Consider the following 14,811-nt stretch of genomic DNA (forward strand, 5'->3'; position numbering starts at 1 on the left):
TTCGGCCAGCTCKTTCTGCACGCGCTCGGCGCCCGGGAAACCGCCCTCTTCCTTGCGCCGCTTCTGGATCGCCCAGCCAAGGCTGCCTTCGTTCGGCGAGGTCCTCTGGTCGATGTCATTGCCATAGAGACACAGACCCGCCTCAAGCCGCAGGCTGTCGCGCGCGCCCAGACCCGCCGGTTCGCAATCCTCATGCGCCAGGAACGCCTTGGTGACCTCGATCGCCTGGTCCTCGGGGATCGAAATCTCGTACCCGTCCTCGCCCGTGTATCCCAGACGCGAGATACGGCATTCAACGCCATTGATGTCGGCCACGATGGTTTCCATGAACTTCATATCGCGGGCCGCAGGGCACAGCGCGCCCACCACATCCTCGGCCTTGGGGCCCTGGACCGCCACCAGCGCGCGGTCGAAGATCTCGATCACTTCGACGCCGTCCAGATGGGCTTTCATATGCGGAATATCCTGATGCCGCAGCGCCGCGTTCACCACCACAAAATAATGATCCCCCGCATTCGACACGATCAGATCATCCATGATCCCGCCATCCGCGTTGGTGAAAAACCCATACCGCGCCTTGCCGGGCTTCAGCGTCGCATAAGCCTGCGGGCACAGCGCCTCAAGCTTCTCACCCACATTCTCGCCGCGCAGGATCACCTGACCCATATGGCTCACATCAAAAACCGCCGCCTTCTCCCGGCAATGCTGATGCTCTCCCATAATACCCAATGGATACTGAACAGGCATCTCCCAGCCCGCAAAATCAACCAACTTACCCCCCAACTCAACATGCAAAGCGTGGAGAGGAGTGCGTTTCGGTGCGTCCGTCATGTCAGCGTCCTTTCAATCAGCGAGAATTGTCGCGAACGACCATGACGGTGCAATGCGCATTGCGCACGACACGGGCCAGGTTCGGGCCAATCTCGTAATTCGGGAAATCGCCTTTGGTGGAAGCCATGACGATCAGATCAAAGCCCTCTTTGTGGGCAAGCTTCAGAATTTCACGGTAGACGCTGCCTTCTTCGACGTGAACAGGCACATCTGCGGCATTGGCGTGATCCAGAATAGCCTGAACCGCATTGCGCACATGGTCTTTGGCACCGGCACCATAGTTGGCGGGCAGGTTCGGCAGCTGGATGATCTCAGGGATGACGGAGACCGTGTGCAGTTCCGCCCCATAGAACTTTGCCTGTTCCAGGGCAGCCGGCAGCGCATTTTTCCACGAGCGGTCATCGGTGTGATCAATCGGCAGCAGGATTTTCGTGGCCATCACGTCTCTCCTCGAGATAGGAATTCAGATTAACGACGGGGGGCCGGGATGGCCCCCCGATTTGATATCTAGGCCTGATTATTCGGCAGCGGTGCCGCCAGGCTCTTCGGATTTGCCACCCGAGGCGAAGAACTCCTTCGTCAGTTTGAAGACGATCGGGCTCAGCAATGCCAGGGCGATCAGGTTCGGGATGGCCATCATGGCGTTCAGCGTGTCAGCCAGCAGCCAGACAAAGCCAAGATCGGCCGTCGCACCAAAGTAGATCGCAACGATCCACAAGACGCGGTAGGGGATCAGGGATTTGACGCCCAGCAGGAACTCGACACATTTTTCGCCATAGAACGACCAGCCGAGGATGGTAGTGAAGGCAAAGATCGACAGAGCGATGGCGATCAGGTGTCCGCCGAAACCAGGCAGGGTAGTTTCAAATGCCAGCCGGGTCAGCGCTGCACCTGAAATTGCCTGATAACCTTCTGTCTCGCCGTTGGCCAGGAAATCAGCCACTGACGCATCCAACGCTCCAGAAGCGATGATCGCCAGACCGGTGATTGAACAGACGATGATCGTATCGATAAACGTCCCCAGCATAGCGATCAGGCCCTGATTGACCGGACCTTTGGTTTCGGCTGCGGCATGCGCGATCGGAGCCGAGCCCAGACCAGCTTCATTAGAAAATACGCCGCGTGCCACGCCAAAGCGAATGGCCAGCCAGACAGCTGCACCAGCTGCACCGCCTTTTGCGGCCCAGGGGGTAAAGGCATAGGCAAAGACTTCGCCGAGCGCTTCACCGATAGCGCCGATATTGAGGAGCAGAACCACCAATCCAAAGAAGATATAGGCGACCGCCATAAAGGGAACCAGCTTACCGGCAACCGCACCGATGCGTGTGATACCACCCAGAATAACGCCTGCCGTCAGAACCATCAGTACAATGCCGGTTACCGAGGTGTTGACGCCCCAGTTCGATTCCAGAACCTGCGCGACGCCATTGGCCTGCACACCGTTACCAATGCCAAAGGCCGCAATCGCGCCGAACAGAGCAAATGCACCGCCCAGCCAGGCCCATTTCGCACCAAGGCCGTTTTTAATGTAGTACATCGGGCCGCCGACAAAGTTGCCCAGCTCATCCTTTTCGCGATATTTCACGGCAAGAACAGCTTCGGCATATTTGGTGGCCATGCCCACCAGGGCGGTCATCCACATCCAGAACAAAGCACCTGGACCGCCCAGGAAGACAGCAGTGGCCACACCGGCGATGTTACCGGTACCGATGGTTGCTGACAGCGACGTCATCAGCGCGTTGAACGGGCTGATCTGACCGTCACCCTGACCTTCGCGACCAGCAAACAACAGCTTGAAGCCGGTGCCGACACGCAGGATCGGCATGAATTTCAGGCCGACCTGCAGAAAAAAGCCGACACCCAGGATCAAGGCGAGCATGGGTGCACCCCACACCACGCCGTTGATCCAGCCGACTATTGAGTTTAACGCTTCCATGGTTTCCCTCCCAATTGCGTTTGATTTATGCCCCGTCTGCGATGGCCCGTTGGCGGGCCTGCTTAAGGGCGGCAAAGTCTTCGTCCGCGTGGAACGATGAACGTGTCAGCGGCGTGGCGGACACATGCAGAAAGCCCTTGGATCGGGCGATCTGTTCCAGTTGGGCGAACTCCTCCGGTGACCAGAAACGATCAATCGGATGGTGTTTCGCGGTCGGTTGCAGATATTGACCGACCGTCAGAAAATCGACATTGGCGGCGCGCAGGTCATCCATAACCTGACGCACGTCATTCAGCGTCTCACCCAGCCCAACCATCAGGCCGGACTTGGTAAAAATCTCGGGGTTGGCACGTTTGGCGTCATCCAACAGTCGCAACGAGGTATAGTAACGCGCGCCGGGGCGGACCGTCGGATACAGGTGCGGAACGGTTTCCAGATTGTGGTTGAATACGTCCGGCGCGGCATCGAACACCATATCGGCGGCGGCCCCTTTGCCAAGAAAGTCCGGCGTCAGCACTTCGACGGTGGTGCCGGGGTTCTGGTGACGCACGGCGCGGATCGTTTGTGCGATATGGTCTGCACCGCCATCACCCAGATCATCGCGGTCCACCGAAGTTATCACCACATGGCGCAGGCCCAGCTTTTTCACCGCGGCCGCAACCCGCCCCGGCTCAAACAGGTCCAGTGCATCCGGGCGACCTGTCGAGACATTGCAGAAGGAACAGCCACGGGTGCAAACCTCGCCCATGATCATCATGGTGGCGTGACGCTTGGACCAGCATTCGCCAATATTGGGGCACGCGGCCTCTTCGCAGACTGTTGCCAGATTGTGATCCCGCATCAGGCGACGGGTCTCGTAATACTCTGCGCTTTCGACTTTTTTCTTGCGAATCCACTTTGGCTTACGTGGGATAACGCTGTCGGCCTTTTTGGCCTTTTCCGGGTGGCGAGGGCGAAGCTGGATGGTCATCTGGCTGCTCCGGTTCAGGCGTGAATTGCGCGGCCCATGGTGTCGAGGCAGGCTTCCTTGACTGCTTCGCCCATGGCCGGGTGTGCGTGGCAGGTGGCAGCGACTTCGGCAACGGTTGCGCCTTTAGTCATAGCGAGGACCAGTTCTGCAATCAAATCACCGCCATGTGCGCCACAGATGTGTCCACCCAGGATTTTACCGTTCGCATCCGCCAACACTTTGACAGCGCCGTCCGTCTCACCGATCGAGCGTGCCCGCGAGTTGGCCATGAATGCGAATTTGCCGACGGAGTATTCGATGCCAGCCTCTTTCAACGCTTCTTCGGTCTGACCGACCGAGGCAACCTCGGGGTCGGTGTAAACCACGCCGGGCACGGTGTTGTAATCGACATGACCGGCTTCGCCAGCCAGCAATTCGACACAGGCAACGCCGTCTTCTTCGGCCTTATGCGCCAGCATCGGGCCGGGGACGCAATCGCCGATCGCATAGATGCCCGGAACCGAGGTTCGGAATGTTTCGTCCACTTCGACAAAACCGCGCGCGTTGATGGCAACGCCCAGCTCCTCCAGCCCCAAACCACGAGTGACAGGGCGGCGGCCGACTGCGATCAGGACCTTGTCTGCCTCAATCACTTCTTCCTTGTCCTTTCCGACGCGATCCACGGTCAGGCTCAGACCTGCTTCCGTCTTGTCGACGGATTTCAGGGCACGGCCCAGTTGAAACTTCAACCCGCGCTTGGACAGGGCACGCTGCGCAAGCTTGGCAGTCTCACCATCAATGCCCGGCAGCACGCGGTCAAGATATTCTACAACCGTAACTTTTGCGCCTAGGCGCGCCCAGACCTGCCCCAGCTCCAGCCCGATCACGCCTGCGCCGATCACGACCAGATGTTCCGGCACGCTGTCCAGCGCAATCGCGCCGGTCGAGCTGAGGATGTCCTGCTCGTCGATCTCAATCCCTGGAAGAGACGTTGGCTCAGACCCGGTGGCGATCAGGATATTTTTCGCCTCGTGGATGTCATCACCCACCTTGACCTGACCAGCGGCAGGGATGCTGGCCCAGCCTTCGATCAGTTCAACGCCGTTTTTCTTGAACAGGAACGCGATCCCCTTGGTCAGATCGCCTACGATCTTGTCCTTGCGCCCCATCATCGCGGACACGTCGATGCTGGCCCCTTCGACCGCAATGCCGTGAGAGGAGAGATGTGCAATTTCGGCATATTTGGCCGAAGAGGTCAGCAACGCTTTGGAGGGGATGCACCCCACATTCAGACATGTCCCGCCGAGCGCGTCGCGGCCTTCGACACAAGCCACTTTCAGGCCCAGTTGCGCCGCACGGATCGCGGCGACATAGCCGCCCGGTCCGCCCCCGATGACAATCAGATCATAGGTGGTCATTTGGTCTTCTCTCAGTAAATCGGGTGGCTTGCGCACAGGGCGCGGACTTTCTCGAGGGTTTCCCGTTCGACGGCTTCATCACCGTCGGGGGACTGTGCCAGCGCGTCCAGAACATTGCCGATCAGGTGGCCGATCTGTTGGAACTCCTGGGGGCCAAAGCCGCGACTGCATCCTGCGGCGGTGCCCAGACGGATACCGCTGGTGATAGTGGGTTTTTCCGGATCACCCGGAACGCTGTTCTTGTTGCAGGTAAAACCTGCCCGTTCCAGCGCGGCCTCGGCATCCTTGCCTGTGACGCCAATGGGGCGCAGATCGACCAGCATCAGGTGGTTTTCAGTGCCACCCGAGACGATATCACACCCGCGCGCCATCATCACATTGGCCAAAGCCGACGCGCTGTCGACAACACGCTGCATGTATTCCTTGAATTCCGGTTTCAGCGCTTCGCCAAAGGCAACTGCCTTGCCCGCGATCACGTGCATCAGGGGACCACCCTGAAGACCGGGGAACACGGCCGAATTCATTTTCTTCGCCAGCGCCTCGTCATTGGTCAGGATGATCCCGCCGCGCGGACCGCGCAGGGTCTTGTGCGTCGTCGACGTCACCACATGCGCATGGCCAATGGGCGAAGGGTGCAGGCCGGTTGCGACCAACCCAGCAATATGGGCCATGTCCGCCAGCAGCCAGGCTCCGACCTCATCCGCGATCTGGCGGAACCGGGCAAAGTCGATCTTTTGCGAATAGGCCGATGCACCGGCAATGATCATCTTGGGCTTTTCAGCCTTGGCCAGCGCTTCGACCTGATCATAGTCGATCAGACCCGCATCCGTCAGACCATACTGGATCGGGCGGAACCATTTGCCGGACTGGGCGGGTTTCGCGCCGTGGGTCAGGTGACCACCGGCATCCAGGGACATGCCCAGAATCGTGTCACCGGGGCTGAGCAGGGCCAATTTGACGGCACCGTTGGCCTGTGCGCCGGAATGCGGCTGGACGTTGGCGAATTCGCAGCCAAACAGCTGTTTCAGCCGGTTGATGGCTTCGGCCTCGACCTCATCCACATATTCGCATCCACCATAGTAACGGCGGCCGGGATAACCTTCGGCGTATTTGTTGGTCAGAACCGAGCCTTGTGCGTCAATCACAGCTTGTGAGACGATGTTCTCGGATGCGATCAATTCGATCTGTTCAGCCTGGCGGGTTGCTTCGCGCGCAATGGACGCAGCAATTACCGGGTCGGACGTAGTCAGGGGCGTTTTAAACATGGTTTCCTCCTCCGAAACCGAATCCTTGTCAGGAACTATGTTTCCTATAGTGGAAAAATGTTCCGTCTGGCAACATATTTCGCGTATTTGTGATATTGTGCGCATTTGAGGAAACTCCTAAGCTTTTGGAAAATGGGGGGAGTAATATGTCTGGGGAATATCGGAGCGATACGCCCAGTCCTGACGAACAGGACGATGGCGCGGCTTTGGGGCGGTCCATCCGCGATGCGCGCCGTGCAAAAGGCTGGACCCTGGAGGAAGCAGGCCGGGCTGCGGGTATCGGCCGATCAACCCTTTCGAAGATCGAAAACAACCAGACCAGACCAAGTTTCGACATTGTCCGCCGCCTGACCCAGGCACTGGACATGAACACGCCGCAGCTGTTCCTGCAATCGGGTCAGACCGGCATTTCCGGACGGCGAGATTTCACGCCGAAAGGTGAAGGCGAGATACGGAACACACCAACCTATCTGCACGAATTGCTGTGCACCGAGCTGACCAGCAAGCAGATGCTGCCCTATATCGCCACCATCAAGGCGCGCGACATTTCCGAGTTCGACACCTGGATCAGGCATTCCGGCGAAGAATTCATGTTTGTGCTCAGCGGCGAGTTAACCTTTATCTCAGAACACTATCGGCCGCTGGCGATGAAAGCGGGCGATTCACTCTATTACGACAGCGGAATGGGGCATGGCTGTATTTCAACCAGCCCGCAAGATGCCCAGGTTCTTTGGGTGTCGCTGGACTCGTGATCAGGGCGCTGATCCGACCGCTTGCGTGATCCAAAAGCGCCCTCAATAATCGCGTTGCGAAATTCCGAAACCATGTTGCACACTGCGGCTGTCACGCAAGCTTTGGCTTGCCGGTTCGTGAATCCACAGGAATAATCTGTCTGAGGCGAAGGCGGTTAGTACCTCAGCCAAAAAACATATTAAGGCCCCACAGGAGGAAAATTTTGAAACATTGGCTTAAGACCTATGATGAAGATGTCCCGGAGGAGATCGATCCGCATGCCTATCCGTCGATCGTTGCTATGTTCGAGGACGCGGCGGCCAAATACAAAGACAATGCGGCCTATGAATGTTTCGGCACGTCGATAACCTATGGCGCGGTCGAGGAGCAGTCGCGCGCGGTTGCGGCTTATCTCCAGAACGAGCTGGGGGTCAAAAAAGGCGACCGGATCGCGCTGATGGCCCCGAACATCTTTGCCTTTCCTGTTGCGATGCTGGGCATTCTTCGGGCCGGTGCGTGTCAGGTCAATGTCAATCCGCTGTATACGCCGCGCGAGCTGGAACATCAGCTGAACGATTCCGGGGCCGAGACGATCATTATCTTCAGCGGATGCACACAGGCGCTGGCTGAGATCATCGGCAACACCTCGGTCAGCAAGGTCATTACCGTCGATCTGGGCGACGCTGCAAACCTGCCCATTCCGTCGCCGCCGGTCGATGATCGGCTGCAAGGCACCACGGCCTTTTCGGACGTTCTGACCGCAGGTGCAGGGATGCAGTACACGCCGGTCGATCTGAACGGCGATGATCTGCTGTTCTTTCAATATACTGGCGGCACTACTGGCCCGTCCAAGGGCGCTGTTCTGAATCACCGCAACGTGGTCGCCAACCTTGAACAATACAAAGCCTTTCTGCCCAAAGCCTGCGTCGAGGCGGAAGAGGTGATGTTGGTCGCCCTGCCCCTGTATCATATCTTCGGTCTGACGTTGTCTTTGGCCTATCTGTCGCTGGGCTGCCGGATGGTACTGATCCCGAACCCGCGCGACCCCGATGCCTTCATCGCCGCGATCAAGGACGCGGGCATCACGATCTTCCCGGCCGTCAACACCCTGTTTGCCGGTCTGGCAATGCACCCGGGCATGAAAGAGGTCGATTTCTCGCGCCTCAAGCTGTCCATCGGTGGCGGGGCGGCGGTTATCGAAACCGTCTCACACAACTGGAAGAACCTGACGGGTCAACACATCACCGAAGGGTACGGGCTGTCCGAAACCTCGCCGCTGTTGACCATCGTCCCTTTTGACGTCGAAGACTTTACCGGATCATGCGGCTTGCCGGTCTCGTCCACCCATATCAAACTGCTGGACGACAACGACAACCCCGCGCCAATTGGTGAGCGCGGCGAAATCTGTGCCGCCGGGCCACAGGTCATGTCGGGGTATTGGAACAAGCCTGACGCAAATGACTCGGCCTTTACAGCCGACGGCTATTTCCGCACCGGCGATATCGGCGTATTTGACGAGGACGGGTATCTGCGCATCGTGGACCGCAAGAAAGACATGATCATCGTGTCCGGGTTCAACGTGTTCCCCAATGAGATTGAGGCCGTGGTCACCGAAGTGGATGGCGTTGCGGAATGTGCCTGCATCGGGGTGCCCGATGAGAAAACCGGCGAATCCATCAGTGTCTTTATCGTCAGGAAACCGGGGGCCGAGGTGACCTCGGACGCGGTCATATCGCATTGCCGCAACGAAATGACCGCCTATAAGACCCCGCGCAAGGTCACCTTTGTTGATGAGCTTCCGAAATCCAGTGTCGGCAAGATCCTGCGCCGCGAATTGCGGGACGCCTGAAGCCAAAACAAGAAACGGTTGCACCTGTGCCAACATGGCATCAGGCGCAACCGAACCAAGCATGAATTCAATTGTTAGTATATTAGACATCTTATTCTAGTATTGAGGTTCCCGTCATAATTTGAGATGACAGACGGATGAGCAGTACAAAACACGTTCATTCCGAAAATGCGGTGCCCAAGGATACCGACCTTGCCGACGCGCCACGGGCGCGCGCGGTCGAACAGACATATAAGCCAGCCCGGCAAAAGCGCAGCGTCCAGTCAGAACAAAAACTGCTTGCTGCTGCCGAAGCTCTGTTTGCGGATCACGGGTTCGAAGGCACCAAGGTCGGCGATATCATCAAAAAATCTGGGTGCTCTATCGGATCATTCTATCACCGGTTCGGTGACAAGGACGGGCTCGCCAAGGTAATGGTGGATCGCTACATCACCGACGCGGTCGAAATCATCGGGGCGTCAGACTTCAGTAAATCGAAGCATGGCGACCTCAGGACCATGTTGCGCTTTCTGTCCCAGATTTCCTGTGCGTTCATGACCACCAGATTAGGGGTCTACCGCGCCGCGCACCGTCTGGCGCAAAATGATCCAGAGATCTGGACCGATACCGGAAACCTGTCCGTCCTGTTGCGCAATCGGGTCGTGGAATTCCTGCCCGCCTTCGAAGATGAAATCAAAGCCCCCGATCCAGAAGCTGCGATGACACAGGCGTTGCAGCTTATCCTGCTTGTGATCCTTCAGACCCGGCTGGGGTCGGGCGCACTGTTTCCGCGCGACGACGATACGTTGTTGAATATGCTGACCAATGCCGCGTTGGGCATCCTCAGCGACGGCGCGACCTGACGCCCGTCCAAAAACCTCCCTCCCTCTTGCGATACACACAAAAACAGCTTGGATCAGCGATGTAAGCTGACCTAGGCTGAGTTGTGCTGCCCAGTCTTGTGCCGCAACGTTAGAGTTGCTCGGTTTTGACGCCGCGCATATTGGAACTGAAATTGAAATTCTATTTTTAAGACCAGTCCCCACGCCTCGTGGTGTGTGACAACCAGAACCAGGAGAAACACATTTTGCCCGCGCCAGAGAACTATACGACCCGCACCCTGAAGGATCACATCGGCCACGACTTTGGCCTGTCCGACCCGATTCATGTGGATCAGCCCAAGATCAACGGCTTTGCCGATGTGACCGGGGATCATCAGTGGATTCACGTCGATGTCGAAAAGGCCAACCACAGCCCGTTTGGCGGAACCATCGCCCACGGGTTTCTGACCCTGTCTTTGCTGGCTGCCGCAACGGAAACATCAGGAATTGTCCCCTCTGACGCCAAAGCAGTGCTAAACTACGGTCTGGATAAGGCGCGTTTTCTTGCCCCCGTTCCGGCTGGTGCAACAGTACGCTCCCGGTTCAAACTGGCCGGTGTCGAAGACAAAGGGGCAGGCAATCAGCTGATACGGCTTGAGGCGACGCTTCAGGCTGATGGGTCCGACAAGCCCGCCGTCGTTGCCGAACTTTTGGCAATGGTTATTGGATAGGAGGCGGCAATGCCCAAGAAGACAATCGAAACATCTGCTGACCTTTTCAAAGCCATGAGCCAGTTCTACACGGCCTCGCTGCAGCAGCCCGACAAACTGTTTCAAGCCTATTCCGAGGTTGCTCAGAACACTTTTGCCAGTCTGACAGGCACGTCCGAGATCGCGCCCGCCAAGGGCGACAAGCGGTTTTTGGACCCGATCTGGACGTCGAACCCTGCCTATAAGGCGATGATGCAAACCTATCTGACCTGGTCAAACGGCCTGAACGATTGGGTGAATTCGCTGGACATCGACGGCCGCGACAAACTGCGCGCACAGCTCTTGTCTTCGATGTTGACCGACAGCATGGCACCAACCAACATGCTTATGGGCAACCCTTCGGCCATGAAGATGACCCTCGAGAAGGGCGGCAAGAACCTGGTCGACGGTGCCAAGCATTTCATCGACGACATGATCAACAACAACGGGCTGCCATCCATGGTGGACAAGTCCAAGTTTGAAGTGGGCGGAAACCTCGGCACCAGCGAAGGCGAGGTCATCTATCGCGAAGAACGGCTGGAGCTGATCCAGTACAAACCCACCACCGAAAAGGTGTTTAAGCGACCGATTTTCATCGTTCCGCCTCAGATCAACAAATTCTACATCTGGGATCTTACGCCCAACCGGTCGGTGATCGAATACCTGCGGAACAAGGGCCACCAGATTTTCATCGTCAGCTGGCGCAATCCGGGGGCAGAGCATGCCGACTGGGGCATGGACAGCTATGTTGAATCCCTTGACCGCGCGTCCGAGGTAGCCTGCGAGATTTCGAAATCCAAGGACCTGAACCTGATCGGCGCTTGCTCGGGCGGGCTGACGACGGCGCTGTTGCTGTCCTACTGGTCGGCAAAAGGGATCGAACGCGCCAACTCGCTGACCCTTTTGGTCGCGGTACTGGACACAGAAGGGGCCAAGAACACGACGATGGGGCTGTTTGCCAATGTCGAAACGCTGGAAGTGGCGCGGATGTTCACCCGCTCCAAAGGTGTCCTGCCCGGCAAGGATCTGCAAAAAGCCTTTGCCTGGTTGCGCCCCAATGATCTGATCTGGGCCTATTGGGTCAACAACTATCTGCTGGGCAACGAACCGCCCGCGTTCGACATTCTGTTCTGGAACGCCGACACGACCAACCTGCCATCCGCCTTCCACACCGATATGCTGGACATCCTGCAAAAAGGTGGCGCACGTCAAGGCGCCGATATTGATGTGCTTGATACCAAGATGGACCTTGGCGCGGTCGACTGCGACAAGTTCGTAGTCGGGGGCACGACGGATCACATCACGCCATGGGACGGGTGTTATCTGTCGATGCAGGCCTTTGGTGGTGACAACGAGTTTGTTCTGAGCCAGTCTGGCCACATCCAGGCAATTGTTAACCCGCCGGGCAACCCGAAGGCAAAGTTCATGACGAACAAGGGAAAACACTCAACTCCGGAAGAGTTCCAGGCCGGTGGCGAGATGAACCCGGGCACCTGGTGGGATTATTGGGCCATTTGGTTGGAAGAGCGTGCAGGCGATCAGGTCAAGGCGCCAAAAACTCTGGGCTCGGCCAAGTACAAATCATTGGCGCAATCGCCCGGCACCTATGTTCATGAAAACGTGTAAGAGGAGTTCCTTTGGATATTGAAAGCCAGACAATGACTGCGATGGGCCAGGATTGGAACGTCGCGGTTTTGGGCCCTGCCGACGCAGAGCGGACGATCCTGCTGTGCAATGGCATTGGCGCCAGTGTTGAAACGATCGGTCCTTTCGTCGACCATTTCAAACGCACACGGCTCATAGCTTTTGATGTTCCGGGTGTCGGTCGGTCACCGACACCGTTTTCCCCTTACAGGTTCTCAAATCTGACCCGGATGCTGAACAACATCCTTGATCAGTTGGGCGTGGGGAAAGTCGACGTTTTCGGCGTGTCCTGGGGCGGAGGTCTGGCACAGCAATTCGCCATTGATTTTCAGGATCGCTGCAACACTCTGATCCTTGCCGCGACCGCACCGGGGATGATCATGGTGCCGGGCAATATCAACGTATTGTCCAAAATGGCCACGCCCAAGCGATACACCGACCCTGAATACATGCTGAAGGTCGGGGCCGAGATTTATGGCGGTGAAGTTGCATTTAATCAGGAACTGCTGAAAGACCATGCCATGGCGATGAAGGCGGGCGATACGCGGGGTTACCTATATCAACTTTTGGCCGGTGCCGGTTGGACCAGCTATTTCCAGCTGCCAAAGGTCAAGCTTCCGACGCTGATTCTGATGGGCGAGGATGACCCGTTGGTGCCGCCGGTCAACGGCCGGATTCTGGCCAGCCGCCTGCCAAACGCCACGCTTGAAATGGTGTCCTGCGGTCACATGTTCGTTCTGACACAAGCCGAACAGATCGCCGACCGGATCGAGGAATTCATCCATGAAGACGCAATGGTTGATGGCTGAAGATTACCACCATGTCTGCGACCAGCACAGGGCTTGACGCCGACAAAGCAGCCGGAACGCGCCGCGTTCGCAGGGTGGCGACCGGCATACTGATTTTTCTGACTCTGGTCTATGCGGCCAGTTTCACGGTCACCGATCCGCCTGTCTGGCTGCGTCTGATCCGGGCGATGGCCGAGGCGGGCATGGTTGGTGGTCTGGCCGATTGGTTCGCGGTCGAAGCACTGTTCAGGCATCCGCTGCGCATCCCGATCCCGCATACCGCGCTGCTGCCGAAAAACCAGAAACGGGCGGCGGGCAATATCGCCCGGTTCATCGACGAATACTTTCTGGTTCCCGATCAGGTGCTGGCACGGATACAGCAATTTAACCCGGTACACCGGCTGGCCGGGTGGCTGACCCGGCCCGAAAACGCCCAGATGGTTGCGCGAGAACTGTCCCAGCTGTTGCAGCTTGTGGTGAAAAGCCAGTCGCGCGGCGCCGCCTTTAGCAAAGCCACCAAAATCGTTCGGGGGTTGCTGCTGACATCCGTAACCCCGGCTGATCTGGCGCAGAACCTGTCCCGGCTGCTCAAAGATTCGGCCCGCGGCAGGATATTGGACGAAATCCTGCTTGAGGTGCGCAACGTCGTCGACCAGAACCGCGACAAGGTCACGGAACTGGTACAGGAACACAGCCGCTGGTGGATCGCATCCTCGGTGGACAAAGGGATCGTCAGGTTGCTAGTCGATGGCATCCTGTCACTGTTGGACGAACTTTCAGACGAAAAATCCGAGCTGCGGCAGGAATTCAATTCATCCATCGAGCAGTTTGTGGACAGCTTTCAGAATGCCGGGCGGATCGAGGGTTATATTGCCGAAGGTGTACAGCAATACGCGGATTCACCGGAATTCGCGGCCACGGTCCAATCCGTAGGCGAGGCCATCCTGTCGCGCATTGAACGCGGTTTCGAAGAACACCCCGAGCAGGCCGGAGAGTTTCTGGCCGACGCGGTGCGCGAATTTGCCCAGATGCTTTTGGAACAGCCAGAGCTTGAGCAGAAGTTGAACGCGCGTCTGGAAAGCGGCCTTGCAACCGTGCTGCAAGAAGCGCGCCCGGCTATCGTACGCTATGCGACGCAGGTTATCTCGGACTGGGACAGCGCCGATCTGGTCAACCGAATCGAACTTGAGGTTGGGCAGGACTTGCAGTTCATCCGCATCAACGGGGCGGTTCTGGGCGCTTTGGTCGGTGGATTCCTGTATTTGATCACGTTGGGCGTTCATTAAGCGGGCTTGGCCTCCGATGTTACGCCGCGTCGCAGCACAAATATGTTGCAGTGCAGCATTTCAGTTCCTAAATTCAGCTCAATTGATTGAAATGGAGATATCCGATGACAGCCAAGACCGTTAAATCGACCACCGAAACCAAAACCGCCGAAGCCAAAGTTGCCACCACGGCACTGGATTCGGCAACAAATGCCAGCAAAGCGCTGACCGGCCTGTTCAATGCCTATTTCACGTCAGGCCGCAAAGCCATCGAAGGTATCATCGAAGTCGACAAAGCGCTGCTTGGTTACGCCAAAGAGGCAGTCACCGGCTACGTCGAGCTGAGCAAAGACACGGTTCAGGCCAAATGCCTGAATGACGTTCTGGACCTGCACGCGGCACACGCGCACTCGCGCATCGAGGCAACTGCCGCGAACGCCCGCGAAGTTGTTGAGCTGACCAAGGACAAAGCCAAAGAAGCATATGCGCCGGTGAAAGAAGTCATCGACACATATCGTCCGGGCAAAGCTGCTTAATTCAGACGCTAAGATCTGATTGAAAGCGCCGATGAAACAAGGGTTTCAT

At 57.5% G+C, this 14,811-nt stretch carries 14 protein-coding genes; 8 read left to right on the forward strand and 6 right to left on the reverse strand.

What is annotated here, in order from left to right; all coding sequences use genetic code 11:
- The 6 genes from gcvT to glyA all read right to left on the reverse strand — a co-directional run.
- A partial coding sequence (gene gcvT / locus JT51_RS10915; protein WP_037314029.1) for a glycine cleavage system aminomethyltransferase GcvT occupies positions 1 to 831 on the reverse strand: 831 nt, incomplete at its 3' end.
- A 16-nt stretch (positions 832 to 847) separates the two neighbouring features.
- Positions 848 to 1,270: a universal stress protein gene (locus JT51_RS10920; RefSeq protein ID WP_037312269.1), complete on the reverse strand. Its 423-nt coding sequence runs from the start codon at positions 1,268 to 1,270 to the stop codon at positions 848 to 850.
- A gap of 78 nt (positions 1,271 to 1,348) precedes the next feature.
- Entirely contained in the window at positions 1,349 to 2,767 is a 1,419-nt protein-coding gene (locus tag JT51_RS10925; protein ID WP_037312272.1) for an alanine/glycine:cation symporter family protein, read from the reverse strand.
- A 25-nt stretch (positions 2,768 to 2,792) separates the two neighbouring features.
- Positions 2,793 to 3,737 carry a lipoyl synthase gene (gene lipA, locus JT51_RS10930; RefSeq protein WP_037312275.1) on the reverse strand — a complete coding sequence of 315 codons (945 nt, stop codon included), beginning with the start codon at positions 3,735 to 3,737 and terminating at the stop codon, positions 2,793 to 2,795.
- 14 nt (positions 3,738 to 3,751) lie between these two features.
- Positions 3,752 to 5,134 (reverse strand): dihydrolipoyl dehydrogenase, encoded by a 1,383-nt coding sequence (lpdA, locus tag JT51_RS10935; protein WP_037312278.1) that lies wholly within the window; start codon positions 5,132 to 5,134, stop codon positions 3,752 to 3,754.
- A gap of 11 nt (positions 5,135 to 5,145) precedes the next feature.
- A complete protein-coding gene (gene glyA, locus JT51_RS10940) occupies positions 5,146 to 6,399 on the reverse strand; it encodes a serine hydroxymethyltransferase (protein ID WP_037312281.1) in 1,254 nt (417 codons plus the stop codon).
- 146 nt (positions 6,400 to 6,545) lie between these two features.
- Here glyA and JT51_RS10945 point away from each other — a divergent pair, with 146 nt between their 5' ends.
- The 8 genes from JT51_RS10945 to JT51_RS10980 all read left to right on the forward strand — a co-directional run bounded on the left by JT51_RS10945 (position 6,546) and on the right by JT51_RS10980 (position 14,762).
- Entirely contained in the window at positions 6,546 to 7,151 is a 606-nt protein-coding gene (locus JT51_RS10945) for a helix-turn-helix domain-containing protein (RefSeq protein ID WP_037312283.1), read from the forward strand.
- 203 nt (positions 7,152 to 7,354) lie between these two features.
- Positions 7,355 to 8,980, forward strand: coding sequence for an AMP-binding protein (locus tag JT51_RS10950; RefSeq protein WP_037312285.1), 1,626 nt, complete (start codon positions 7,355 to 7,357; stop codon positions 8,978 to 8,980).
- Positions 8,981 to 9,117: 137 nt separating this feature from the next.
- Complete coding sequence (locus JT51_RS10955; protein WP_037312288.1) at positions 9,118 to 9,822, forward strand: TetR/AcrR family transcriptional regulator; 705 nt, start codon at positions 9,118 to 9,120, stop codon at positions 9,820 to 9,822.
- A 224-nt stretch (positions 9,823 to 10,046) separates the two neighbouring features.
- Positions 10,047 to 10,511, forward strand: coding sequence for a MaoC family dehydratase (locus JT51_RS10960; protein ID WP_037314039.1), 465 nt, complete (start codon positions 10,047 to 10,049; stop codon positions 10,509 to 10,511).
- A 9-nt stretch (positions 10,512 to 10,520) separates the two neighbouring features.
- Positions 10,521 to 12,155, forward strand: coding sequence for a PHA/PHB synthase family protein (locus JT51_RS10965; protein ID WP_051927505.1), 1,635 nt, complete (start codon positions 10,521 to 10,523; stop codon positions 12,153 to 12,155).
- 11 nt (positions 12,156 to 12,166) lie between these two features.
- Positions 12,167 to 12,982 carry a poly(3-hydroxyalkanoate) depolymerase gene (gene phaZ, locus JT51_RS10970; RefSeq protein ID WP_152563331.1) on the forward strand — a complete coding sequence of 272 codons (816 nt, stop codon included), beginning with the start codon at positions 12,167 to 12,169 and terminating at the stop codon, positions 12,980 to 12,982.
- Between the two features lie 11 nt (positions 12,983 to 12,993).
- Complete coding sequence (locus tag JT51_RS10975) at positions 12,994 to 14,247, forward strand: DUF445 domain-containing protein (RefSeq protein WP_037312294.1); 1,254 nt, start codon at positions 12,994 to 12,996, stop codon at positions 14,245 to 14,247.
- A 104-nt stretch (positions 14,248 to 14,351) separates the two neighbouring features.
- Positions 14,352 to 14,762: a phasin family protein gene (locus JT51_RS10980; RefSeq protein ID WP_037312297.1), complete on the forward strand. Its 411-nt coding sequence runs from the start codon at positions 14,352 to 14,354 to the stop codon at positions 14,760 to 14,762.
- Positions 14,763 to 14,811: the final 49 nt, after the last annotated feature.

The sequence above is a fragment of the Ruegeria halocynthiae genome (genome assembly GCF_000743705.1).
GTDB classification, from domain to species: domain Bacteria; phylum Pseudomonadota; class Alphaproteobacteria; order Rhodobacterales; family Rhodobacteraceae; genus Ruegeria; species Ruegeria halocynthiae_B.

Excerpts from the sequence above, each read along its gene's own strand:
- JT51_RS10920 (WP_037312269.1), bottom strand. The coding sequence starts at position 1,270 with ATGGCCACGAAAATCCTGCTGCCGATTGATCACACCGATGACCGCTCG.
- JT51_RS10925 (WP_037312272.1), bottom strand. The coding sequence starts at position 2,767 with ATGGAAGCGTTAAACTCAATAGTCGGCTGGATCAACGGCGTGGTGTGG.
- lipA (WP_037312275.1), bottom strand. The coding sequence starts at position 3,737 with ATGACCATCCAGCTTCGCCCTCGCCACCCGGAAAAGGCCAAAAAGGCC.
- lpdA (WP_037312278.1), bottom strand. The coding sequence starts at position 5,134 with ATGACCACCTATGATCTGATTGTCATCGGGGGCGGACCGGGCGGCTAT.
- glyA (WP_037312281.1), bottom strand. The coding sequence starts at position 6,399 with ATGTTTAAAACGCCCCTGACTACGTCCGACCCGGTAATTGCTGCGTCC.
- JT51_RS10945 (WP_037312283.1), top strand. The coding sequence starts at position 6,546 with ATGTCTGGGGAATATCGGAGCGATACGCCCAGTCCTGACGAACAGGAC.
- JT51_RS10955 (WP_037312288.1), top strand. The coding sequence starts at position 9,118 with ATGAGCAGTACAAAACACGTTCATTCCGAAAATGCGGTGCCCAAGGAT.
- JT51_RS10965 (WP_051927505.1), top strand. The coding sequence starts at position 10,521 with ATGCCCAAGAAGACAATCGAAACATCTGCTGACCTTTTCAAAGCCATG.
- JT51_RS10975 (WP_037312294.1), top strand. The coding sequence starts at position 12,994 with ATGTCTGCGACCAGCACAGGGCTTGACGCCGACAAAGCAGCCGGAACG.
- JT51_RS10980 (WP_037312297.1), top strand. The coding sequence starts at position 14,352 with ATGACAGCCAAGACCGTTAAATCGACCACCGAAACCAAAACCGCCGAA.